The 23,275-nt window shown below is 53.3% G+C and carries 20 protein-coding genes; 11 read left to right on the top strand and 9 right to left on the bottom strand.

The annotated features are described in order from the left end of the window. Positions 1–249: 249 nt before the first annotated feature. The 7 genes from CX651_RS15525 (at position 250) to CX651_RS15495 (ending at position 10,061) form a co-directional block, all read left to right on the top strand. Entirely contained in the window at positions 250–1,467 is a 1,218-nt protein-coding gene (locus CX651_RS15525; RefSeq protein WP_101056774.1) for an aspartate aminotransferase family protein, read from the top strand. 101 nt (positions 1,468–1,568) lie between these two features. Then, positions 1,569–2,588, top strand: a complete 1,020-nt coding sequence (gene astA / locus CX651_RS15520; protein WP_039035546.1) for an arginine N-succinyltransferase — start codon at positions 1,569–1,571, stop codon at positions 2,586–2,588. A gap of 10 nt (positions 2,589–2,598) precedes the next feature. After that, entirely contained in the window at positions 2,599–4,059 is a 1,461-nt protein-coding gene (gene astD, locus CX651_RS15515) for a succinylglutamate-semialdehyde dehydrogenase (RefSeq protein WP_101056773.1), read from the top strand. 83 nt (positions 4,060–4,142) lie between these two features. Beyond that, a complete protein-coding gene (locus tag CX651_RS15510) occupies positions 4,143–4,943 on the top strand; it encodes a DUF1338 domain-containing protein (RefSeq protein ID WP_101056772.1) in 801 nt (266 codons plus the stop codon). A 327-nt stretch (positions 4,944–5,270) separates the two neighbouring features. Next, positions 5,271–5,663, top strand: a complete 393-nt coding sequence (locus CX651_RS15505) for a hypothetical protein (RefSeq protein WP_101056771.1) — start codon at positions 5,271–5,273, stop codon at positions 5,661–5,663. Between the two features lie 130 nt (positions 5,664–5,793). Then, positions 5,794–6,579, top strand: coding sequence for a hypothetical protein (locus CX651_RS15500; RefSeq protein WP_198552058.1), 786 nt, complete (start codon positions 5,794–5,796; stop codon positions 6,577–6,579). Between the two features lie 23 nt (positions 6,580–6,602). Further along, positions 6,603–10,061, top strand: a complete 3,459-nt coding sequence (locus CX651_RS15495) for a zinc-dependent metalloprotease (RefSeq protein ID WP_101056770.1) — start codon at positions 6,603–6,605, stop codon at positions 10,059–10,061. An 80-nt stretch (positions 10,062–10,141) separates the two neighbouring features. On the opposite strand, the gene CX651_RS15490 is transcribed toward CX651_RS15495, so the two are convergent. From CX651_RS15490 to crp, 4 genes are all read right to left on the bottom strand, one after another. Then, positions 10,142–11,473, bottom strand: coding sequence for an ATP-binding protein (locus tag CX651_RS15490; protein ID WP_101056769.1), 1,332 nt, complete (start codon positions 11,471–11,473; stop codon positions 10,142–10,144). Beyond that, positions 11,473–12,147: a response regulator transcription factor gene (locus tag CX651_RS15485; RefSeq protein WP_101056768.1), complete on the bottom strand. Its 675-nt coding sequence runs from the start codon at positions 12,145–12,147 to the stop codon at positions 11,473–11,475. The genes CX651_RS15490 and CX651_RS15485 overlap by 1 nt, the downstream gene beginning before the upstream one ends. Next, on the bottom strand, positions 12,128–12,415 hold the full coding sequence (locus CX651_RS15480; RefSeq protein ID WP_224868349.1) for a PepSY domain-containing protein: 288 nt from the start codon (positions 12,413–12,415) through the stop codon (positions 12,128–12,130). Before CX651_RS15480 ends, CX651_RS15485 begins: the two co-directional genes overlap by 20 nt. Positions 12,416–12,559: 144 nt before the next feature. Further along, on the bottom strand, positions 12,560–13,195 hold the full coding sequence (crp, locus tag CX651_RS15475) for a cAMP-activated global transcriptional regulator CRP (protein ID WP_025011303.1): 636 nt from the start codon (positions 13,193–13,195) through the stop codon (positions 12,560–12,562). Between the two features lie 356 nt (positions 13,196–13,551). On the opposite strand from crp, the gene CX651_RS15470 reads away from it, so the two are divergent. Further along, on the top strand, positions 13,552–14,334 hold the full coding sequence (locus CX651_RS15470; RefSeq protein ID WP_373296859.1) for a tetratricopeptide repeat protein: 783 nt from the start codon (positions 13,552–13,554) through the stop codon (positions 14,332–14,334). Positions 14,335–14,679: 345 nt separating this feature from the next. On the opposite strand, the gene CX651_RS15465 is transcribed toward CX651_RS15470, so the two are convergent. The 3 genes from CX651_RS15465 to CX651_RS15455 form a co-directional block, all read right to left on the bottom strand. Then, a complete protein-coding gene (locus CX651_RS15465; protein ID WP_039035531.1) occupies positions 14,680–15,567 on the bottom strand; it encodes a phosphoribulokinase in 888 nt (295 codons plus the stop codon). 102 nt (positions 15,568–15,669) lie between these two features. Further along, on the bottom strand, positions 15,670–15,927 hold the full coding sequence (locus CX651_RS15460; protein ID WP_101056765.1) for a YheU family protein: 258 nt from the start codon (positions 15,925–15,927) through the stop codon (positions 15,670–15,672). Then, entirely contained in the window at positions 15,911–16,888 is a 978-nt protein-coding gene (locus tag CX651_RS15455; protein WP_101056779.1) for a hydrolase, read from the bottom strand. The genes CX651_RS15460 and CX651_RS15455 overlap by 17 nt, the downstream gene beginning before the upstream one ends. 122 nt (positions 16,889–17,010) lie before the next feature. Between CX651_RS15455 and CX651_RS15450 the strand changes: the two genes are divergently transcribed. Next, complete coding sequence (locus CX651_RS15450; protein WP_101056764.1) at positions 17,011–17,517, top strand: TAT leader-containing periplasmic protein; 507 nt, start codon at positions 17,011–17,013, stop codon at positions 17,515–17,517. Between the two features lie 19 nt (positions 17,518–17,536). Continuing rightward, positions 17,537–19,150 (top strand): GMC family oxidoreductase, encoded by a 1,614-nt coding sequence (locus CX651_RS15445; protein ID WP_101056763.1) that lies wholly within the window; start codon positions 17,537–17,539, stop codon positions 19,148–19,150. Here CX651_RS15445 and CX651_RS15440 read toward each other — a convergent pair. Then, entirely contained in the window at positions 19,110–19,562 is a 453-nt protein-coding gene (locus CX651_RS15440) for a DUF2390 domain-containing protein (protein ID WP_096141983.1), read from the bottom strand. The two genes, CX651_RS15445 and CX651_RS15440, sit on opposite strands and share 41 nt — an antisense overlap. Positions 19,563–19,606: 44 nt before the next feature. Beyond that, on the bottom strand, positions 19,607–21,514 hold the full coding sequence (locus tag CX651_RS15435) for an ABC transporter ATP-binding protein (RefSeq protein ID WP_062793747.1): 1,908 nt from the start codon (positions 21,512–21,514) through the stop codon (positions 19,607–19,609). Positions 21,515–21,843: 329 nt separating this feature from the next. Between CX651_RS15435 and CX651_RS15430 the strand changes: the two genes are divergently transcribed. Beyond that, complete coding sequence (locus tag CX651_RS15430; protein WP_101056762.1) at positions 21,844–23,223, top strand: hypothetical protein; 1,380 nt, start codon at positions 21,844–21,846, stop codon at positions 23,221–23,223. Positions 23,224–23,275 lie beyond the last annotated feature (52 nt).

The following is a 23,275-nucleotide window of genomic DNA, read 5'->3' as shown; positions in this document are numbered from 1 at the left end:
TTTTTTGTGACTATTTATGCCGTTAAATGGCAGATATTTGCCTGCTTAATTCTCAAACTCAGATCTTTATGCACTTATAGGCCAAGGCATTGCTCCTGCATATTGATCAAACTGGTATTTTGATCACAATTTCGCTAATAATGACACCTAAGCAACACAAGTAAGTGCAGTTTTACTCACAAATAATAAAGATTAACTGCTTAAAACGGTGGCCGACAGAGCCGCCGACAACACAAAGGATGAGAAGGAATGAGTGTAAACATGAATTTGACACGTGCCCAGTTTGATGAAGTTATGGTGCCTAATTATGCACCGTCACCCGTTATCCCGGTTCGTGGCGATGGCAGTCGTGTTTGGGATCAGGAAGGCAAAGAATATGTCGACTTTGCCGGTGGTATTGCAGTTAACTGTTTGGGCCACTGTCATCCAGCCGCCGTTGAGGCGCTTAAGGCGCAGGGTGAAAAACTCTGGCACTTGTCCAATGTGATGACCAATGAGCCGGCACTGGCATTGGCGACCAAACTGGTTAACGCCACTTTTGCCGACAAGGTCTATTTCGCCAACTCAGGTGCCGAAGCCAATGAAGCGGCCCTGAAACTGGCCCGCCGCTATGCTCTGGATAATTTCGGCGCCGGAAAAGATCAGATTATAGCCTTCGACAAGGCCTTCCACGGCAGAACCTTCTTTACCGTCAGCGTGGGTGGCCAGGCCGCCTACTCAGATGGTTTTGGCCCCAAGCCGCAGGGGATCACACACCTGCCATTCAACGATGTTGCCGCATTGGAAGCCGCGGTGTCGGACAAGACCTGCGCCATCATGCTGGAGCCGCTGCAGGGTGAGGGCGGTATCATAAACGCCACTCCAGAGTTCCTGGCCAAGGTGCGTGAACTGGCCGACAAGCACAATGCGTTGGTGGTGTTCGATGAAGTGCAAACCGGCGTTGGTCGTACCGGCGAGCTGTATGCCTACATGGGGACAGATATAGTGCCGGACATTCTCACCACGGCCAAGGCCCTGGGCGGCGGTTTCCCCATCGCGGCCATGCTGACCACGGACAAGATTGCCGCTCATCTTAAAGTGGGTACCCATGGTTCCACCTATGGTGGTAACCCTCTGGCCTGCGCCGTCAGCAACGCGGTATTTGATCTAGTCAATACCCCCGAAGTGTTGCAGGGCGTTAAGCGTCGTGAGCAACTGCTGCGTGATGGCCTGGAAAAAATCAATTCCAAGTACCAGGTGTTTTCCGAGGTACGCGGTAAGGGACTGTTGCTCGGCGCCGTGTTGAATGAGCAGTATCAGGGACGCAGCCGTGAGTTTCTGTTGGCCTCGGTCGACAATGGCCTGATGACACTGATGGCCGGTGCCAACGTGGTTCGTTTTACTCCTTCTTTGATCATCCCTGAAAGTGATATTGCCGAGGGTCTGGCACGCTTTGAAAAAGCGGTCGCCAAGGTGGTTGCCGCCTGATCCCCGTGGGCCCAGGCCCACTTAGCGCAATAGACTCACAGCTGCTGTTCTGACGGGCGGGCCCGACGGAGCAGCAACTGTGGATGAGTGGAGATTTAACCATGTTAATCATACGGCCTATCCGAGCCTCAGATTTCCCGGCGCTGCGCTGTATCGCCGAAGAATCGGGCCATGGATTCACCTCGCTGCCGGTCAATGATGAACTGCTGACCCGCAAGATCGCCCGTTCGGAAACCTCTTTCGCCAAGGCGGTGGAAACGCCTTTTGATGAAGGCTACCTCATGGTGCTGGAAGACACAGAGACCCAGGAGGTTGTGGGCACCTGTGGTCTGGAAGCCGCAGTGGGAATGGAAGATGCTTTCTACCATTACCGTTTGGGCACAGAGGTTTATCATTCGTCGCAGATAGAAGTACGTAACGAGGTTGAAACCCTCAGCCTGTGTCATGACTACACAGGTGCCGCCGAGCTCTGCACCCTGTTTCTGAGAGACTCCTACCGCAAGGGTAATAATGGCCGCATGCTGTCACGCAGTCGCTTTCTGTTTTTGGCCCAGCATGCCAATCGATTCGGTGAAACTGTTATTGCCGAGATGCGCGGGGTCAGCGATGAAAACGGTAATTCCCCTTTCTACGGCTGGCTGCAGCAAAACTTCCTCGGCATAGACTTTATTCAGGCCGATTATCTCTCTGGTCTGGGGCAGAAGGCCTTTATGGCCGAGATGATGCCCCGCAGCCCTGTCTATGTCTGCCTGTTGCCCGAAGCGGCGCAGAAGGTTATCGGTGAAGTGCATACCAATACACGCCCGGCCCTGAGCCTGTTACAGGCGGAAGGTTTCCGCTGGCGCAACTATGTGGATATTTTTGATGGTGGCCCCACGGTTGAATGCAATCTGGCGGACATTCGCTCCGTGCGCGAGAGTCGCCTGCTGACGGTGCGTATCGGTGATATGCCCCAATCAAAGGACAGTTTTATTCTCTCCAACACCCATTTGGCAGACTACCGTGCCGGTTCGGCCAAGCTGGCGCTGACAGACGACAGTGAAGAAGTGATCCTGTCGAGCGAGTTGGCCGCCGCACTTTTGGTGGCAGACGGGCAATCGGTCAGGGTATTGGCAATATAGGAACAGCATAATGACACAATTTATCAAGGGCCAATGGCTCGCTGGCGAAGGCCAGGCAATGAGTTCAAGCAACCCGGCCAACGGCGAAACCCTGTGGCAGGGTAATGCCGCTACCCCGGCTCAGGTAGACGCTGCCGTTGCAGCCGCCAGAGAGGCGCAGTTTGACTGGTTTATGCTCGGCTTTGATGGCCGCCTGCAGGTGATAGAGGCCTATCGCGATCAACTGGAAGCCCATAAGGCGGAAATCGCCGACACCATAGCGCAGGAAACCGGTAAGCCACTGTGGGAAACGGCCACTGAGGCGGGTGCCATGATAGGCAAAATTGGTCTGTCGGTCGCGGCTTATCACAAGCGTACCGGCGAAACTGAAAATGAATTGCCTGCCGGGCGGGCGGTGCTGAGACACAAGCCCCACGGTGTAGTGGCGGTCTTTGGGCCTTATAACTTCCCTGGGCATCTTCCCAACGGCCATATAGTACCGGCTTTGCTGGCGGGCAATACCGTGGTATTCAAGCCATCGGAGCTGACGCCCAAAGTGGCTGAGCTGATGCTCAAGCTGTGGGAGAAAGCCGGTCTGCCCGCCGGGGTCATCAATCTGGTGCAGGGCGAAGTGGAAACCGGCAAGAGGCTGGCTTCACATCCTCAGCTTGATGGTCTGTTCTTTACCGGCAGCTCCCGCACCGGCCATTTGCTGCATCAGCAGTACGCCGGTCATCCGGGCAAGATCCTTGCCCTGGAAATGGGCGGCAACAATCCGCTCATTGTTAAAGGGATCAGTGATATCAAGGCGGCCGTGCACGAAATAATTCAATCTGCCTATATCTCCAGTGGCCAGCGCTGTACCTGTGCCCGCCGTCTCTACATAGAGAAAGGTGAGCAGGGCGATGCTTTGATTGCCGCCTTGGTTGCAGCGGTCAAAGCGATAGCTGTCGGCCCCTGGAATGCCGAACCTCAGCCCTTTATGGGCTCGATGATCTCTGAAGCAGCAGCCAAGGGAATGGTCGCGGCGCAGCGTAATCTGCAGAATCTCGGCGGGGTCTCGCTGGTGGAACTGACCCATATTGAGAGCGGTACCGGTCTGGTGTCTCCTGGGTTGATTGATGTTACCGAGGTGATTGAACTGCCGGATGAAGAGTATTTCGGACCCTTGCTGCAACTGGTGCGCTACAGTAGCTTTGACCAGGCGATTTCGCTGGCCAATGATACCCGCTATGGCCTTTCTGCCGGGTTGCTGGCCGATAGCCGTGAAGACTATGACTATTTCCTGGCACGGATTCGTGCCGGCATAGTGAACTGGAACAAGCAGATCACCGGAGCCTCTGGTGCGGCGCCATTCGGCGGTGTCGGGGCATCGGGTAACCACAGAGCCAGCGCCTTCTATGCGGCCGACTATTGTGCTTATCCCGTGGCTTCCATGGAGGCCGATGGTCTGAGTTTGCCACCATCATTGAGTCCGGGACTTAGCCTCTGACAGTGAAGGGAAGCGCAGTGGCGCTTCCCTTTTTTGAACATACCATTTGCCTTTGGGCAAACTGCATTACACAGGGAATAACCATGCATACAGATATCAATGCGCTGTTCAATGCCATGTGGCAGGACTATATCAAGATGACGCCATCGGCGGCCAAAGTGCACCAGCTGTTGGGGCAAGGCAAGGCGATTATTAACGACCATATCGCCTTGCGTACATTCAATCTGCCTAAGGTGGGCTTGGATGTGCTGGCAGCCCATTTCGAAGCGCTGGGCTATGTGGTTTGCGGCGATTATCGCTTTGAGCAGAAAAAGCTGGTGGCAAAGCACTTTGAGCATCCGGACCCGACTCAGCCCAAGGTCTTTATTTCTGAGCTGCTGGTGGAAGAGTTCAGCCCAGAGTTGCAGCAGCGGGTTGCCGACTTGGTTGAGCAGATCCCAACCCAGGCGTTGACCGCAGATAACTTTACTTATTCAGGCAGACACTGGCAGCTTGACTATGACACCTACCAAGCCCTGCTCGCCGAGAGTGAGTATGCTGCCTGGGTTGCCGCTTTTGGTTATCGTGCCAACCACTTTACCGTGTCTGTGAACCATCTGGCCGAGTTCAGCACCCTGGCTGCCGTGAATACCGCGCTCAAGGAGGCTGGGTTTACTCTCAACAGTGTTGGCGGTGAGATCAAAGGTTCAGCTGAAGTCTTGCTGGAACAGTCTTCCACCATGGCCGACAGAATCCCCGTCGCCTTCGATGACAAGACGGTAGAGATCCCCAGTTGTTTCTATGAATTTGCCCTGCGTTATCCCAAAGCCGATGGTGAACTCTATACCGGCTTTGTTGCGGCCTCGGCAGATAAGATTTTTGAGAGCACTAACGTCAAAGCATAGCATTGCTTAAACTTTTATAAATGGCCTCCTTAATTAGGGAGGCCTTTTTTTATAAACAAAACGACATGCTTAATATATTGATGCGTTAATGTGTTTATTGTGTTTTAAATATGTTTTTCATTGGTGTTTTTTATGCTGTGTTAATTTGTTTTTATGATGTTTTTTATGACGTACACCCAGTTTTTAATCTATTTAGACTAGTCATTAAGTATTGTTGTTGATTGTAAGGTTTTTCACGCCTATGCTTGTTTACATACGTAACAATATGTATTGAGTGCATTAGAATCAATATCGAGACGCTATTCCCCTTGGAACAGCGAAAAAAACATGAACGAGAGAAAAAAGTCGAATAGTAAATTGCTGAGCTTGGTTAAATTTGTCATGCCTTTGCTATTGTTCTTGGCTTTTTCTAATGCAGCGATATCTAATGAGTTTGAAGAAGTTAATACACTGATATCTATTGCCAAACAGAACACATCACAGGTAAATCAGCTGGCAATCTATTCTCTTTCCTTGCCTTGTATTATGGCCGTTAAACTGGCGGATAACGCCGTCTTGGCCGAAGTGTTTAAATTTATTGCCGTCAGTTGGTTTATTTTGTTTTTCTGCGGGCCCCGTATACCCAACCTGGGGGTCCCGCAACTTTCCTTTGATTGGATGCCCTATTGGGCGCAAATACTCCTCGAATGGGTAAAACCTATTCGTGGCAGTACCTCTTAGACTGGAATTATCTCCAGATTAATTCGTTTTAAATAAATTAAGGCTTTTAAATATGAGATCCGGTAAATATCACCGCGATCTGGCCTTGTCACGCATAATAAAAAGTAAAAAAGCAAAGACGAGCTTCCCTTTGCTGGGCTTACTATTGCTTGCGGGACAAGCTCAGGCGGTTAATGAGTTTGAACTCAAACAGGAAGAATTCGGCGAATGGACTGCCTATTTTAATGCGTCTTATACCCGCAATGTCTACAGTGAGTCGGCCTTCGATGCGTATCGGGCTTATAGTCTGGATGCCAGGGTCGATTACAACAGTGATTGGGGCAGTGTGCTGCTGACTTTTGGCGGTGAAAAAGAGACGCTGCACGGTAAGGAGTCGAGCTTTTTTGACCCCTTGCTTGAGTATAGGACGCCACTCTATTCCCTGACCAATACTCTCTCGCTCAAGGGCAGTGTCGGTGTCTATCTGCCAGCGAGACATTACAGCAAGCTGGATAGACTGGAGTATGCCCCCAGAGTGGCGGCTTATCTCTTCTATCGTCCTGAGGGCAACTTCAGCTTCTACCTGTCTCCCAGATACAGGTACAACGCCTACAAGTACAAGACCGCCGGTGAGCGGGTGCTGATTGAACATCAGGTCGATCTGGTGGCCGATGCCTATTGGCAGTTTGCCAGTAATTGGTACCTGGATATCAGCGGTCGCTATCGGATGTCGAAGAATTACCGTGGTCGTCGTATGGATGACCAATTCACCTTTGCCCAGGAACTGGGATGGATGCCTGCCGAGAGTTGGACATTGGCCATTGGCCATAACAACAGCGGTCGTTTCTACCACCCGGAACTGGGGCCTTCAGAAGGATTTGAGCTGTATGACAAGCGCAGCTCCACCTTCTATTTCTCAGTAACAAAATACCTATAAACTCAATTTATTCAGAGGATTAAATGAAGAAGTCAAGTCTGAGCCTGGCGATAGCAGCCAGCCTGGCACTCGCAGGATGTGGGGCAGGAGAAGAACCGTACAAGGAGTTGCCCAAAGATGAGAAACAGATTAGCAGCGACTCGATAGAGAAGGCCGGTGAGCGCCAATACCTCTATATCCGCAGTGTCGGCAAGGCGCCGCGTTATGCCGCCGCTATCCGCGGCTTCAGCCAGGGGGATCCCAAGTTGGTGACCCTGCACAAGACAGAGAATGGTATTCAGGTTCGCCAGTTGGACCGGGACGCCATAGGTCTTGGTCATGACAGCCGCTACCAGGAGGGCATCAACCAGGCCCCGGTACTGACCATTCCCGGTGAGTACATAGACTTCAGATGTACCGAAGACAAGTGGCGTGAATGCATCAACGTTGAGCAGGTCAATACAGATGCCAACCTGACCTGGCAGGATAAGCGCTTCTTTGTGCCTGACTTTGCCGACACCAAGATTGCCGAGCTGGGGATCAACGATATCTTTATGTTTGGTGAGTGTGTCACCGAAACTGAATCCCCAAAACTGGTCAATGCCGGAGCCTACAAAGGCTATGAAATGGACCTGGACAAGGGCGTAATCAACTTCGAGATTGAACACACCTATCAGGCATCGGGCCAGTGTTTCAATCAGTTTTACGGTGGCAATCTGGATAATCTGTCGTTCACCACCACGGAATTTATCTCCATAGTGGCGCTGGATCAGCTTGCCAGTGAAGATTATCAAGCCATTCCTTACAGCGAGCATGAGAAGGGCACCTTTGGTTTCTTCAACTCCAGTCACAGCTATCGGGACAGAACCGACTCAGAAGGGGTGGATGGCTATGTTCGTACCTACCTGAACCGCTTCAACCCGGCTAAGGGTGAGTTGGTGTACTACTTGTCCAACAACTTCTATGAGCCCAAGAACAAGCCTTTCCTGGATGCGGCTATCGAATCTGTGACCGCGATGAATATCGCCAACAGCCGTTATCATACCGGCTTGCCACAGATTAAGCTGGAGCAGGCGGGCGATAAACGCCATGGCGATCTGCGTTATAACCATATCACTCTATTTGATGAGCCTCTGGATAACGGTCTGGCCGGTTACGGTCCATCAGCAGCCAACCCACTGACAGGGGAGATTGTCAGCGCCAGGGTTAACCAATACAGCTCCAACCTCAAGCAAGGCGCGGTGCGTTACTATCGGCAACTGATGCTGGATTATAACCGCGGCAAGTTGGATGCGGCTTCGGTCGAAGCGCTCACCGGCGTGCCTTATCAGCAAGCCGTGGTTAAGCCAGCGGCTTCCACCACATTGCAAGCTGTGCCTGCGGCGCTGGACAAGCCTGCCGATGTGATGGTCGCCGCCACTCCGGCAGCTCTGCCACTCAAGCCCGCTGAGCAGCAGTTCAACGCCTTGGCCGACTTCGATGAAGCCAGCCGTGACTATTGGTCCGAGCATACTTTGATGCATGTCGACACTGTGTTTGCCGCAGGTGGTCAGCAAAGAATGCTGCCGGCCGGCGTCAAGGATCACAAGATTGATTGGCAGAATGCCGAGTTGTGGGTCAATGGTGATGTTGGCGGTAAGCTGCAGGCATTCGAGAAGCTGAGCCTGGACCTGCAGGATAGCCTGAGCACGGCGCTGGCCGCCCAGGCCTTTGCCGGTACCCTGACCCATGAACTGGGCCACAACTTCGGCTTGAGACACAACTTCGCCGGTAGCCGCGATGGTGACAACACCTTCAGCCAACAGGAATTGGAAACCCTGAACCAGGCCTTTGCCGGTGCCGGTTATCCTGATCTGAAAGTGAACGCCGAGTTCTCCAGCCAGATGGACTATAACGTCAACCGTTTTGCCACGACATTTGAGCCCTATGACCTGGCGGCGCTGCGTTTCGGTTATGCCCGTGAAGTCGAGGCTGACAGCGGTGACTTTGTCTCCCTCAAAGCGGAAGATGCCAAGCGTCGTGAGGAGCTGCAAAAAGGAGTGCTCCAGGGCGAGACACGTTTCGGCGCGCTCTACAACATTGCCCGCGACCACAAGCTGCGCAGCTATGCCTTCTGTACTGACGAACATGTGTCGCTCAACAGCAACTGTAACCGCAGTGATGCCGGTCAGAACCTGGATGACATCGCCCAGTTCTATATCGATAGATATCAGGACAGCTATGAAACCAGTAACCTGAGACATAACCGTCAGTCGCTTTATGAAGACCACAGCCTGGGTTACACCATTGCCCGCAAGCGTCAGTTTGATGAGATCCGCCAGTTTATTGAAGATGTCAGTTTCCTCGAGGGGATCTTTGACTTGCCGGAAAATTTCTTCGCAAATGACTGTCAGGTGAAAGCCGCAGCCGGCCAAGATAGCTGGTATTGTGCCAACCAAAGGGCGATGAACAAGGCGGCCGACCTGTTCCTGCGCCTTGCCGGTGAGAACGATGCCGTGGTAGATGTCACCTTCCGCACCGAAGATGGTCAGGCAGCCCTGAGACAGCAGTACAACTTTGCCAAGTTGTTGGAGCAGTATCGCTTCAAGAGCGCCGATATGACCATGAAGTTTGCTCCGGGTGAAGTGATCAGCCGGTTTGCCGACTCTCCAGAGGCATTGAAGGAACTGATTATCAACTATGGTATCAAGGAAGAGTTCCGGGATATGCTGAGCGCCGATGTTACCTTCGCCGGTCGTTTGCTGAACGGGATCAAGGCGCCTGAAGGCTCGCCCAACCATCCTTACGTCAACGAGCGTGATGTGCTTGGGGTATGGCCGGACAAACTGCTGGCAGTGCGAGCCTTGGTGAGCCGAACTACGCCGAGATCGACTTCCAGCCGTGGTCACAAGGCGCTGGTGGATCTGCCACAAACCGGCAAGCTGTTCGAAGATATGCTTTGCCGCATGGCGCTGGGTAATGGCCCGGATCTGGTCAGCAATGGCAAGCCTTTGTTTGCCGATGCCTGCAACAGCAGCCCTGAGCTGGAAACGTATCTGCCTTACTACAGCGATTTTGCCAGCCAGAGCATAGAGCCTCTGCCCAATTATGACCGCACAGTATCACGCTTCTTCGGCTTTGATACCGTCAATGGTCAGCCCAAAGGCAAGAGCAACCTGCTGCAGATGATGTTGAGACAAGTGGTGTTGGCCTCGGTCGACAGCGACTATCAGGGTGAGCAGAAGGCCAGGGTATGGCGTGAATATGTTGGTATTCATCAGGCTGCCCCTGGGCTGGATATGCAGGCCCAAGTGTCCCTGAACGGTAAAATCTATGCCGCGACCGCCGAGAATAAGTTGGCGCTGGCGCTGATTGCCCGCATCAAAGAAGTGCAGCAGTTTATCGCCTCGGCTTCTCCTGAACTGCTGGCACAGCAGCTCAAGGGCGGCACTGTGGGTGAGATACTCAATGGTCAATTGAGCCGTGACCGCCTGGCTCTGAGCTACCTGCCAGTGCTTGATTGAGCCAAGGGCTGACAGCTTGATAGCAGAGAACCCAGCCTAGGCTGGGTTCTCTATTTTTGTTTGAGGGGCCAGGTTAACCTTCAGGCCTTAAAGGTCAGTGAAACCTTGAGTCCACCCAGTGCCGGGCTCTTGCCGAAGTCGATATCCAACTGATATTGCTCGGCAATATCCTTGACTATCGATAACCCCAGCCCATGACCATTGATCTCTTCATCCAGGCGATTGCCGCGGCGGGTGAGGGTTTGCATGTTTTCCTTTGCCACCCCGGGGCCATCATCCTCGACGCTGACATATACCTGCCCCTGATGTTGCCATACCCTTACCAATACCAGGCTAGAGGCCCACTTATAGGCGTTATCAAGTAGGTTACCGAGCAGCTCCATGCCGTCTTCTCTGTGGATTGGCAGCCTGGGAATGCCATCACTGATATCGAAGCGCCAACTGATTTGCTTGTATCTATGTACCTTATCCAAGGTCTGGCACAGGCTTTCCAGATCTCTTGGCAGTACCAGCTGCGCCGCCGGCAGCATCTCGCCGGTTATTCGCGCCGCCGCCAGTTTACGCTCTATCATTTTGTGGATCTGATCCAGTTGTTGCTCCAGTGCCCTGGCGGTATCGGGATCTTTCAGCCCCAGCGCTTCTACCTGCTGGCGCATCACTGCCAGTGGCGTCTTCAGACCGTGGCTGAGATTGCCAAGGTTGTTGCGGCTGCGTTGAATTTGATTACTCGTGTATTCGAGCAACTCGTTGTAGGTCTCGGCTAGGGGTTTGACTTCTGGGGGAATGGTCTCCAGCGACAACGAGTTGATCTCCCCCTCTCTGAGTTTGGCCAGCGCCTGTTTTATCTGCTTCACCGGCTTGAAGGATTGCCGCAATACCAGAAATATCCCCAGGATCATTGCCAGCAGCATGGCCAGGTTGACACTCAGTTTGGTGCCATAAACCTCGGTAAATACCTTGCGGCCTATACTGAGATCCTGCGCCACTGTTAGAGTGGCATTGATCTTCTTGCTACTGGAGGTCAGCCCCAATGACAACAACTGAATGTCGTGATTTTGTGGCCCTTTGGTTTGCCAGGCGCGGGTTTGCCCTGGCTCCAACTGCACTATTTCCAGGCGTTGATCCCATAAGGAGCGGGAGCGGATCTCCCGATCCGGCAGATTGAGCTGGTAGTAGCGTCCGGAATAGGCGGGTTTGTAGAAGCCGGAAAGCAGGCTCTGATCTATCAGGATCTCACCGTCATTGAGGTGAGTGGCCAGTGCCACCTGTTCCAGATCTTCTTGCAAGCGGTTGATGATAGAGTCGTGAAATGCCTGGCGCAGCATGGACTCCATAAACGCCAGGCCTATCAGGGTACTCAGTAACACCAGTGCTGTCAGCCACAGGCTCAGCTTGGTGCGGATGGACATCATCAGGATTGGCTGCCGTGAAAGATATAACCTTGGCCGCGACGGGTTTCTATCGCTGTCTTACCCAGTTTCTTGCGCAGATGGGTGACATAGACCTCGACCACATTGCTCTCTTTCTCATCGTCAAACTGGTACAGCTTATCTGTGATCTGCGCCTTGGAAAGCAGTTTCTTGGGCGACATCAAGAAAATTCGCAGCAAGCGAAACTCCATGGCGGTCAGGTCGAAATGTTGTCCATTGACTGTCACCGCCTGTTCGGCTTCATCCAGACTGACGCCGCCGAAGTTCAATTGCTTGCCAGGCACAGTAGCACGGCCATGGGTACGGTGGATAATTGCCTGCAGTCTGGCCAACAGTTCCTGGGTGTGAAAGGGTTTACCCAGGTAGTCATCGGCACCTGCATTGAAGCCTTCGACCTTTTCATGCCACTGACTGCGAGCTGTCAGCATAATCACAGGAGTGGTCAGTCCCTGCTGACGCCATTTTTCCAGCAACTGCAAGCCGTTGCCATCGGGCAGGCCGATATCGAGAATGATGCAGTCATACTGGGTTTCTTTGACCAGATAGTCGGCTTCTATGGCTTTGTCGGTGACATCCGTGACATAGCCTGCTTGTTTTAATTGTTTTGCCAGTTCTTCAACCAGCAGGGCGTTATCTTCAACGAGTAGCAGTTTCATTGGGACGACATTCGCTCGGTAATGGGGTTAGGTCATCGTATAAACCTGTGCCTGCATTCAGGCTCAGGCTGACGATATGGCCATGTTCGACTTTTATCTGCAAATCATAACGCCATTCACCCTCTTTCTGATAGAGATGAGCGTCAATCAATTTGCCATGGCACACCCATTGTAGCTGAGAGAGAGTGGCATCCAAGGAGAGAATCGTCCCGGATTTCACTAATTCCTTGGCGATATCGTGATCGGGTTCCAGGTGGGGACTTGCCACTTCAGCCTTTGCAGTACTCAAAGTCAGGCTAATAAAGCAAACGAAAAATAGCCCTCTCAATTGATGCTCCTGAAAAACAAAAGTGGCCAAGGTTATTACCTTGGCCACTCTATAGAATCAGGCTTAAATCAAGCTGAAGCTGGCTTAGCGGGTACCGTAAACCACTATGGTTTTACCGTGCGCCTGGATCAGGTTCTGCTCTTCCAACATCTTGAGGATGCGGCCCACAGTTTCGCGGGAACAGCCAACAATCTGACCGATTTCCTGACGGGTGATCTTGATCTGCATACCGTCTGGGTGGGTCATGGCATCAGGCTGTTTGGCCAGATGCAACAGAGTTTGAGCGATGCGACCTGCCACGTCGAGGAAGGCCAAGTTGCCCACTTTCTGACTGGTGCTTTGCAGACGGTGCGCCATCTGAGCGGCCAGTTTCATCAGGATCTCTGGGTTAACCTGGATCAGTTGCTTGAACTTCTTGTAAGAGATTTCAGCAATTTCACAGGCTTGCTTGGCGCGAACCCAAGCGGTACGCTCGGCTTGCTCTTCGAACAGACCCAGTTCACCGATAAAGTCGCCCTGATTCAGATAAGAGAGGATCATTTCCTTACCTTCTTCATCTTTAATCAATACGGCAACAGACCCTTTAACTATGTAATACAGGGTGTCTGAATCTTCACCAGCATGGATCAGAGTGCTTTTGGCTGGATACTTATGAATGTGACAGTGTGATAAAAACCACTCCAAAGTCGGATCTGGTTTTGGCTTACCAATCAGAGCCATGCCTATGTTCCTCGATTGATTAAAACGAAAGTAAGGATATTCTAAATAAGGATTTTACGTCAATATCAAAGAGTAAACTTTGAACCAGGTCTTAGTTTAGACTGAGTGAATCAACGCAATTAAATCGCTAATCTTGGTTATCATTCTGATACTTTAGTGATACATGTCAACCAATTCAGATTAAAAGCCTCCGGATTCGCTCGAGTCTGTAGGTTAAATCACATCTTCTCTGCCTTGCTCACAATTCGCCAAGCTCATTGAGGGCTATTATTAGCATTTTATTGTTGGATTGACCTCGACTTTTACGCCGGGTTCGGGCTAATTTATGAGTCTGTATGCGTAGATTATCAAAGGGTATCAGAGTGAAATCTCCCTTAATTGCAGCGGCTGCCATGTTGGCCTTGAGTCTGTTCAGCGGACAGTTACAGGCCTTTGCCATTCCCCAGCCAAGCAAGGAAATTGCCGCCAGCAAACTGGCCTATATTCAGCTCAATGCCGCCAATGGTGAAGTGGAGGCTCAGTACCTGCTTGGTTTGATGTACCTCTCCGGCCGTTTCGTCGTCGAGGACAAAATTGCCGGCCTTGCCTGGTTGACCAAGGCTGCCGACGGGGGCGAAACCAAGGCGCAGCAAACCTTGGCAGACCTGGCATTTGAAGGCAAGTTGATGCAGCGGGACTTGGCGCTGGCCGAGCGTTGGTATCTGCCGTTGGCGGAGCAGGGCAACCATTGGGCCAAGTTCAGACTGGGTTTCCTCTATGCTTCAGGTGGGGAAGGGGTTAACCGCCATTGCGGCAAGGCTGTGGCGTTTTTCAGCTCGGCCGGTGATGACATCTCTCTTGGTAATGCCGCCTGGATCCTGGCCACTTGCCCCGAAGCCAAGTACCGCGATGGTGGTCGGGCGTTGGCGCTTGCCAAGCAACTACTGGAAGACAACAATCAGGACCCCACCAATCTCGATAACTTGGCGGCTGCTTACGCCGAATTAGGGAATTTTACTGCCGCAGTGGCGACTCAGCAGCAGGCCATTGCAGCGCTGGAGCAGTCGCAGGATCTTAGTAAGGCGCTTGAATTCCGGCAGCGGCTGGAGAGTTATCGCAGTCACAAGCCTTACCGTGAAGTGGTGCCCTTGATGGAATAACGCCCATTGTGAATGCTTCAAGCCGATACGGATAATTCCTTTGCCGAACGCTGGGGTTTTGGTTGAAGTTTTAGCTGTGGTTGATTGTGTTTGCGTCAGAGGAAGAGACTGACGCTTGCATGGAGAGCAAGAATTCGGGCAATAAAAAATGCCCATTATGGGCATCTAAAATAGGGTAGGTTGTTGACATACTCGAGGGAACAAACAGATCAAGATGGGGGAATCTATCCCCAAGAGTATGTCAACCATCAGTATTTCGCCTGAAATCCCGATGACTGTAATTTACCCCTTTAGACTTAAATCAAACTTAATCGAGTCTGAAGCCAAAATTTATCTGCATCCAGCCTATTCAATATCCTGCTCCAGCAGGGCTTGGCGCTTATCCATCAGGTCTTTGATAAGCGGTGTCAGAATAAGCTCCATCGCCAGTGACATCTTGCCACCCGGCACGACCAGGGTATTAACCCTGGACATAAAAGCTCCCTGGATCATCTTCAAATAGTAAGGAAAGTCGACATTGTTGATACCGCGAAAGCGGATCACCACAAAGCTTTCGTCCAGGCTGGGAATATCCTTGGCGCTGAAGGGGTTGGAGGTATCTACCGTAGGGACCCGCTGAAAATTGATATGAGTGCGGGAGAATTGCGGCGTCATGTGATTGATATAGTCGTCCATCGAACGCACGATTGAGCCCATCACTTTTTCACGGGTATGGCCGCGCTCAGAGGTATCGCGGATAATCTTCTGGATCCACTCCAGGTTGACTATGGGTACCATGCCAATCAAGAGATCCACGTGCTGGGCAACATTGCTTTCGCCGGTTACTACACCGCCGTGCAGCCCCTCGTAGTAGAGCATATCCGTGTCTTCCGGCAGCGGTCGCCACTGAGTAAAGGTACCCGGCATCTGGTTGTAAGGCACGGCTTCATCGAAGGTATGCAGGTAGGAGCGGGTTTCCCCTTGTCCCGTGCCGGCATAGTCGGCAAAACACTTTTCCAGACGGGCAAAGTCATTGGCTTCCGGGCCAAAATAGCTGATGTTGCGGTTCTCGGCCTTGGCCTTGCGGATCATCACTTCCATTTCGGCGCGGGTATAGTGGTGAAAGCTATCCCCTTCCACCATGGCCGCGTTGATCCCCAGTTGTCTGAAGATGTGACTGAAGGCGGTTGTGGTAGTCGTGGTTCCGGCACCCGATGAACCTGTCACTGCGATAATTGGATGTTTTGCAGACATTTTTCCTACCTGTTTTAAAAAACTTGGGCGCAGGCCGACGCTGTGGTTGTCTGGCCCGTTAACCTTTAGTTAACTACTTATAAAGGAATGCAGGGGGACGGGTCAATCATGGGCAAGTGGAGTTCGGCGCATGATCTCCTCGCGGGAGCGGATGGCAACAGACTCGTCATCTTCGCTGAATTCTACCAGTAAATGCCCTTCCTTCAGCGCCAAGCGGCACTTGCCGATGGCCTGTTCCAGCGCTTTGTCACCCAGGGCATCAAAACTGCCGTCTTCCACCTGGGAGAGCAGGAATTCTTTAATCAGGTTATCCAGGGTTTCCTTGGGCAGTTGCAGCAGGGATTCATAGGGTATCAGCATGAGTTGACTCCGTTAGATAACGCAGCAAACGCTGCTCCAGATAATAGCGTGGCTGCCACGGTGTGCCGCCCTCGATAAAGCCCACATGGCCGCCATTGGCATGCAGCTCATATTCGACGCAGGCGGGCAGATGTGCCAATGATGGGATAACGGCGTCAGTCATAAAAGGGTCGTCTGCTGCATGAATTATCAGGGTCGGCTTGGCTATCTTACCCAATAAAGGCAAGGCGCTGGCCTTTTGATAATAGTCATCGACACCGTTGAAGCCGTGCAGCGGTGCCGTCACCTGATGGTCAAAATCATAAAAGGTGTTCAGCCGTTTGATGGCTTCGCCATTCAGCGGCAACTGACTATTGCCCCGCTCGAGTTTTAGCAGCATTTTTTGCTGCAGTTGGCGGATAAGATAACTTTGATAAACCTTGGAGAAGCCTTTCTCCAACCGCTTGGCACAGGATGCCAGCGCCAGCGGTGCCGATACCACGGCGGCGCGGCTGAGCAGGCTTTTCTCTGCAAATTCTCCCTGGTACTTGGCCAGTACATTGCCGCCTAGACTGTAACCTACCGCCAGCAGAGGCGAATGGGGATAGCGCTGCTTCAGGGTTTGCAGGCTATGGCTGATATCGGCCGTATCACCGCTGTGGTAACTGCGCGCCAGGCGATTGTCTTCACCCGAGCAGCCTCTGTGATGGTGCACTACGGCTGCCAGCTCCTGCTTCTGACACTCGCGCAGCAGGCGGCGGATATAGTGGGAGTCGGCGCTGCCCTCCAGCCCGTGCAGTATTACCAACAAGGGCTTACCCGGGATAGGCGCTTTGAGCCAGTCGAGGTCGATAAAGTCGCCATCTTCCAGCTCCAGACGCTCACGCCGCAGCGGCAGCCCAGCCACCTTGGTCAGCACGGGAATGATAGTTTGAAAATGGGGGCTTCTGGCCCACCAGGGCGGACGAAAACTGCTGCTCATGATATCTCGCATGCAAAATGGCCTATTGCCGTGGGCGCTTTGCTGTGGTTAATTGGTTATCGGCCGAATTGTAACACAGATGTCAGCACAGCCCAGTGCAGGGAAATGACAGGAGGACAGGCATGCAAAGACGGCAGTTTCTACTCTGGACTTTGGGAGGAACAACGGCACTGGCGTTAGGTGTCAGCCTTTATGTGGATGAGGAGATCGCCAACCTGAGTGAGCACGAAAAACCCCATGACCTTCTGCTCGGCGCCTTGATCCCTGTGTTGCTGGAAGGCGCATTGCCGGAGATTAGCAAGCATAGAGTTGATGCCATCAATCGCACTCTGGATGCGGTCAATCAAACTTTGAAATGGCTACCTAAGGCCCAGCGTCAGGAGCTGGAACAGCTGCTCGACATGCTGGAAAACCGCTTTGGCTTACTCTTGCTGAGCGGCAGCATGACTCCTCTGATGTTGCGCAGCCCCAACGAATTGGTCGAGATGCTGGAATCCTGGCGCAGCTCTTGGATGGCGCTGCTGCAACAAGCCTATCTCGGTCTCAGAGAGTTGTTGATGGCAAGCTATTATGCCTGCCCTGAGCATTGGGACAGACTTAACTATAACAAGCCAAAACTGGCACTCTGATACCCGACTGGAGACACATTTGCCGATAGCTGATCCCATTTTGGCCGGGCTGGCCGCAGGTTGGAAACATACAGATGGAGCCTCTTTGACCGAGGATCTTGAACTGGAGACGGATGTTGTCATCATAGGCACAGGTGCCGGCGGTGGCACGGCGGCTGAAATATTGACTCAGGCTGGGCTCAGAGTCTTGCTGTTGGAGGCCGGGCCGCTCAAGTCATCCTCTGACTTTGTCATGGAGGAGCGCCGCGCCTATCCAGAACTCTACCAGCAAGCGGCGGCCATGAAGACCCTGGATAAGGGAATAGGTATTTTCCAGGGCAAGTCGGTCGGCGGCTCCACCACAGTCAACTGGACCACTTCGATTCGCACCCCCAAAGCCACCTTGGATTATTGGCAAAGCCTTGGGGTTAAAGGTTTGTCCCGCAGCGAGTTGAACCCCTGGTTCGACAAGATGGAGCAAAGGCTCAATATCAGTCGTTGGCCGATAGATCCCAACCGCAACAACCAGGCCCTCAGGGATGGCTGTGTCGAGCTTGGCTGGGACTACACAGTTATCAAACGCAATGTGCTGGGCTGCTGGAACACGGGGTACTGCGGCATGGGCTGCCCGGTTAATGCCAAGCAATCCATGCTGGTCACCACAATACCTGCTGCCCTGAATGCCGGAGCAGAGTTATACAGCCATGTTCGCGCCGAGCGCTTCGAGCATCATGGTGAGCGGGTTTTTGCCCTCAGAGCCGAGGCGCTCGATGGCTATAACAAGCCCACTGGAGTCAAATTGATGATCCGCGCCCGTCATTATGTGGTGGCGGCCGGGGCAATCCACACTCCGGCATTACTGCTGCGTTCACAAATGACAGATCCCTATCAGCGCCTCGGCAAGCAGACCTGTTTACACCCAACCGTGCTCAGTGGCGCTCGCTTTCGGGAGGCAATCAATGCCCACTCCGGGGCACCGCAGTCGATATATTCGGATCAGTTTGTTTGGCAAGATGGTGCCACTGGTCAACCAGGATATAAGCTGGAGGTACCGCCGGTGCATCCTGTGCTTATCGCCTCCAAAACCCTGGGGTATGGGCCACAGCATGCCGAGCTGATGTCCTGGTTCAATCATCTGCAGGTCACCATAGCCCTGATCCGGGATGGCTTTTCGCCGGAATTGCCCGGTGGCCAGGTATTGCTGACAGATAAAGGCACTGCCCTGGATTACCCTCTGACGCCGGCCTTGTTTGCCGCCGCCAGACGGGCCTTTGCCAGCATGGCCGAGCTGCAGTTTGCCGCAGGCGCCGAGCAGGTTATGCCCATCAATGAGGGCGCCGGAATTTTGTCCTCCTGGCAAGAGGCCAAACAGGTTATTGCCGACATGCCGCTGGCGCCACTGAAGACCATAGTGGCTTCGGCGCATGTGATGGGCGGCTGCGCCATGGGGGAAGACAGGCAGTTATCCTGGGTGAACAGCGAAGGCCAGGCGCATTACTACAGCAATCTGTCGGTGATGGATGGCTCTGTATTCCCCAGCAGTTTGGGAGCCAATCCACAGCTGAGTATCTATGGTTTGACTGCGCGCAACGCCAGCTTACTGGCCCGGAGGCTCAAGCCTGAGCCAGCAGTGCAGGATGTTGCTGAGGGCTGAGGTTGAACTGTGCCAGATAGGTACTGAGATTGTGTTGCTTGTCTTCAGTGACGCTGCGAGGCAGGCCATTGAGTTTGTGCAATATCAGCTGCTGCCCTCTGCGTTCCATCATCAGCTCGACATCCAACATCTGTTGGTACTCGGCTTGTCCCAGGTTGGGTTTGGCCAAGCGTCTCAGCCGCCGATAGGGGCGCAGAATGCCGCTTTCCCACTGCTCAACTTCGCTGTGGAGCTGGGACCATGATCCCTGGTTGAGGCTAACGCCTTTGTTGTCCAGAGTCAGCGCCAGCAGCAAGAGGTTGACTATCAGGCCGTGTTCGTCCTGCAGTTTTATCAGCAGGCTTTCCAGCGCCGGGTAAAGTGTTTCACATTCCTGCCAAAGACTAGAGGTAAACAGACTCGTATGTGGCACGCTTTTCTCCTTGCTTGCAATCTCAACACCCGGGTTTCCCCGGCTCAAAGGCCTGACTCGGCTTCGATGGTGTCTATCTCTTCCTGAAGTTCCAACCAGTTCATTTCACTCTCTTCCAGCGCCTGCGAAAGTTGGGTGCGCTCGGCGAGGATCTCCGTCAGTCTGGGCTTTTGCTCGGCCTCGTAGAGAGAAGTATCCGCCAGCAGATTTTCCAGCTCCGCCAATCTGTCGGTAGCCTGGCTCTGCTCGGCTTCCAGTTTGGCCTGGCGTTTCTTCAGTGGTGATAGTTTTTGTCTCAATTCAGCTTCCAGGCGCTTTTGCAGCTTCTTGTCCTGGGCCGGTGAGGCTTCGTCAACCTGGGACACACTCGCCGTTGCGGCCTTGGCGGCATCCAGCAACCACTGGTGATAGTCATCCAGATCGCCATCGAACATCCGCACTTCGCCGCCGTCGACCAGATAATAGTCGTTGCAGGTGAGTCTCAGCAGGTGACGGTCGTGGGAAACTATCACCATGGCGCCTTCAAAGCCCTGCAGCGCTACGGTCAGGGCGTGGCGCATCTCCAGATCCAGATGGTTGGTGGGCTCATCAAGCAGCAATAGATTGGGGCGTTGCCAAACCAGCAGCGCCAATACCAGACGGGCCTTTTCACCACCGGAGAAGGGACGCACTTGGGCCAGTGCCATATCTCCCTGGAACCCAAAACCACCGAGGAAGTCTCTCAACTCCTGTTCGCGGGCATTGGGTGCCAGGCGCTGCAGATGCTGCAGCGGGGTATCATCCAGCTGCAGAAACTCTATCTGATGCTGGGCAAAGTAGCCGATATTGAGCCCGGGATTGGGCTCGTACAGGCCGCGCATGGGCGAGAGCTGCTCAGACAGCAACTTAATCAGGGTGGACTTACCGGCACCGTTGCGCCCCAGCAAACCGATGCGGGCGCCGGGTACCAGATTGAGATGCACCTTGTTGAGAATAGCCTTGTCGCCGTAGCCGACCGACACATCTTCCATCTTCACCAAGGGGTTGGGCAGCGCATCCGGCTCGCGAAACTCCATATAGAAAGGGCTGTCGGCCTTGGAAGGCATCAACTCAGTCATCCTTTCCAGTGCCTTCAGGCGGCTTTGGGCCTGTTTGGCCTTACTGGCCTTGTAACGGAAGCGATCCACAAAAGACTGCATGTGCGCCCGCTCTCGCTGCTGGCGCTCATAGGCCACCTGTTGCTGGGCCATACGCTCGGCGCGAGTGTGTTCAAAGGCGCTGTAGTTACCCTTGTAGAAGTTGAGTTTCTGGTGTTCCACATGGACGATTTCGTCCACTATGGCATCGATAAAGTCACGGTCGTGGCTGATCAGCACCAGCGTACCCTGATAGGATTTAATCCAACCCTCCAGCCAGTACATGGTATCCAGATCCAGGTGGTTGGTGGGTTCATCGAGCAGCAATAATTCCGAGCGACACAGCAGTGCCTGCGCCAGATTGAGACGCATCCGCCAGCCGCCGGAGAAGCTCTTCACCGGATGGCTCTGCTGGGCCTCGGTAAAGCCAAGACCTGCCAGCAGGGTACCGGCACGGGCGCGTATGCTGTAGCCGCCTACGGCATCAAGCTTGCCGTGCAGTTCGGCTATCCTGTGGCCATTATCCTCGGCTTCAGCCTTGGCCAACTGGGTTTCGAGCTCGCGAAACTCTCGATCGCCATCGAGCACATATTCCAGTGCCGATACCTCCAGCGCCGGGGTTTCCTGGGCGACAGTTGCAATGCGCCACTGGGATGGCACGCTGATCTCGCCTTTGTCCAGGTGTAGTTGCCCTAAAATCAGGGCCAGCAATGAGGACTTGCCCGTACCGTTGGCGCCGACTAATCCCACCTTGTGGCCGGGATAAATAGTCAATGAGGCCTCGTCAAGCAAGGTCTTGGTGCCACGGATCAACTGGGCATCGGAAATGGTGATCATGAATACTGCTTTGGAATACGCTGAATTTATGGGGCCAGATGATAGCCCAGAACCCCGGCCTCAGGCTATAGCAGCAACACTTTGCTGTGAGCTGGCACCTGGGGGTAAAAGTAGGCCATCATTTCGAATGAAAGACTCCCCTCAAAAGTATAGTTTTACGGCTAACGACGCGAAAAATATCGGAAAAAGCCAAAGTTTCAGATATTTCTGAGCTGCTTTTGTAAAAACTTGCAGTACCATCCAGGCGCGCTCAAAAAAGCGCCACAGGAAACAAGGAGTTTTACCAAGGGGTAACCTAATTACCTTGGGGCAGACAGGGAGAGTCGTAGATGGGCGTAATCCGCGTAGTCAGCATGGCTGAGTTGCATCTCAGCGATGCCGGGCAGATTGAGGCCAACTGGCAAAGCTTGAGCAATGAACAGCTGGTATCTTTGGCGCCGTCCGGGCGCTCGCTCGAGCAGCTCAAGCGGGAACTGGCCGATGGCAGCAGAGTGATCCTCAGTGATACTCCAATCTTGCCACTATTTCGTTATCAATCAGGCGAGTGGGTTACCAACATTCAAGAAGGTATTTCCCCTCACGCCGTTAATCAGATCCAAAAGCGTTTTGCCTCTGCAGGCAGCAGTGCTCACTTTAAGACATCCACCGGCAGCCTGGCCCCGGCCATCGAACCTGTTTACAGCCCGGATCCCAGCCTGACTCAGATTGCGCCCACCACGGCGCCAACGGCCAAAATCAGCCCCAAGTTCGCTCAGGCCAGACGCAGGTTGGAGTTGGAACTGGTTTACGATGACAAAGAGGAGACGGCGGCAGGCAAGGTGCCCTATAGAGTCGAATTCAGTGATGGTTCGCAAAAGAGCGGGGTATTGAATGCCAAGGGCTGGGCCTGCCTGGAAGATTGCCCCAACGGGGAAGCCACAGTGATCTTCGGCGATGAGGCTGAGCGCCAAAGTGCAGAGCAAAGGTTACCCAGCCTCTACCGTCAGTTGGCGGCGTCGCTGGACACTGCGGCAGCGGAAATGGCCAAGAAAAGCGAACAGTTGGCCGCTCAGGCGGATGTTCAGCAAATCAGTGACAGCTTCAGGCAAAAAGTGGATGCACAGCTGGCGGAGCTAACGGCTCAGCGAGAGCAGTTCAACCAGCAGCAAATCTGGCAGCAAGTCTTGCAGACCGGCCTGGCTTACAAGCAGGGGCTGCGTCAGGGTACGGCCAGCGTTATGGACGATTTGCTGGATTTCAGCGGCTTGATGGCATTCCTCGAGGAAGCAGATATCAGTCTTTCTTTGTTGCTCGAGGCGATAATGACTGGCGATGTCGATGCTCTGGAGAGCAAACTGGCCCAATGGCGTGCCCGCAGTGAAAATGGCTTGAAGGCCACAGGTGAGGCGATGGAAATGCTGATCTTGCTGTTAAAAGACGAGCATGTCCGGGCCTTATTGCAATCACTGCCACTGCGTTATCTCGACGCCCTTCCCAAAGATAAGCTGGCCGAAATAGCCGGTTATATGCATAGCCGGGTCAGTTTGGATGGCATGTTGGAGATGTCTCTTGTCCTGCTTGCGGCGCTGGTTGGCAGCGTCTTTGGGGTGATCCTGATGTTTCTTGTTGTGACCAAGAAACGGGCCAGCAGGATTATCAGCCCGGCCAGCAGCGTATTGGAAGATATCGCCAAGGCGCAAAAGGCGGTTCGGAACGACCATGCAGTTTGATCCGCACCGCTAATACAGGACACGCTACTAAGCAACACTCTTTAGTTCGTAG

Origin of the sequence: Shewanella chilikensis, assembly GCF_002836945.1 — a bacterium.
GTDB classification, from domain to species: Bacteria; Pseudomonadota; Gammaproteobacteria; order Enterobacterales; family Shewanellaceae; genus Shewanella; species Shewanella chilikensis.
The sequence above is the reverse complement of the archived record's forward strand: the minus strand, read 5'-3'. Positions and strand labels throughout refer to the sequence as shown.

Bases quoted from the DNA above. Each gene is read 5' to 3' on its own strand.
- CX651_RS15525 (WP_101056774.1), top strand. From the start codon at position 250: ATGAGTGTAAACATGAATTTGACACGTGCCCAGTTTGATGAAGTTATG.
- astA (WP_039035546.1), top strand. From the start codon at position 1,569: ATGTTAATCATACGGCCTATCCGAGCCTCAGATTTCCCGGCGCTGCGC.
- astD (WP_101056773.1), top strand. From the start codon at position 2,599: ATGACACAATTTATCAAGGGCCAATGGCTCGCTGGCGAAGGCCAGGCA.
- CX651_RS15510 (WP_101056772.1), top strand. From the start codon at position 4,143: ATGCATACAGATATCAATGCGCTGTTCAATGCCATGTGGCAGGACTAT.
- CX651_RS15505 (WP_101056771.1), top strand. From the start codon at position 5,271: ATGAACGAGAGAAAAAAGTCGAATAGTAAATTGCTGAGCTTGGTTAAA.
- CX651_RS15495 (WP_101056770.1), top strand. From the start codon at position 6,603: ATGAAGAAGTCAAGTCTGAGCCTGGCGATAGCAGCCAGCCTGGCACTC.
- CX651_RS15490 (WP_101056769.1), bottom strand. From the start codon at position 11,473: ATGATGTCCATCCGCACCAAGCTGAGCCTGTGGCTGACAGCACTGGTG.
- CX651_RS15485 (WP_101056768.1), bottom strand. From the start codon at position 12,147: ATGAAACTGCTACTCGTTGAAGATAACGCCCTGCTGGTTGAAGAACTG.
- crp (WP_025011303.1), bottom strand. From the start codon at position 13,195: ATGGCTCTGATTGGTAAGCCAAAACCAGATCCGACTTTGGAGTGGTTT.
- CX651_RS15465 (WP_039035531.1), bottom strand. From the start codon at position 15,567: ATGTCTGCAAAACATCCAATTATCGCAGTGACAGGTTCATCGGGTGCC.
- CX651_RS15460 (WP_101056765.1), bottom strand. From the start codon at position 15,927: ATGCTGATACCCTATGAATCCCTGCTGCAACTGCCCAAGGAAACCCTG.
- CX651_RS15455 (WP_101056779.1), bottom strand. From the start codon at position 16,888: ATGAGCAGCAGTTTTCGTCCGCCCTGGTGGGCCAGAAGCCCCCATTTT.
- CX651_RS15450 (WP_101056764.1), top strand. From the start codon at position 17,011: ATGCAAAGACGGCAGTTTCTACTCTGGACTTTGGGAGGAACAACGGCA.
- CX651_RS15435 (WP_062793747.1), bottom strand. From the start codon at position 21,514: ATGATCACCATTTCCGATGCCCAGTTGATCCGTGGCACCAAGACCTTG.
- CX651_RS15430 (WP_101056762.1), top strand. From the start codon at position 21,844: ATGGGCGTAATCCGCGTAGTCAGCATGGCTGAGTTGCATCTCAGCGAT.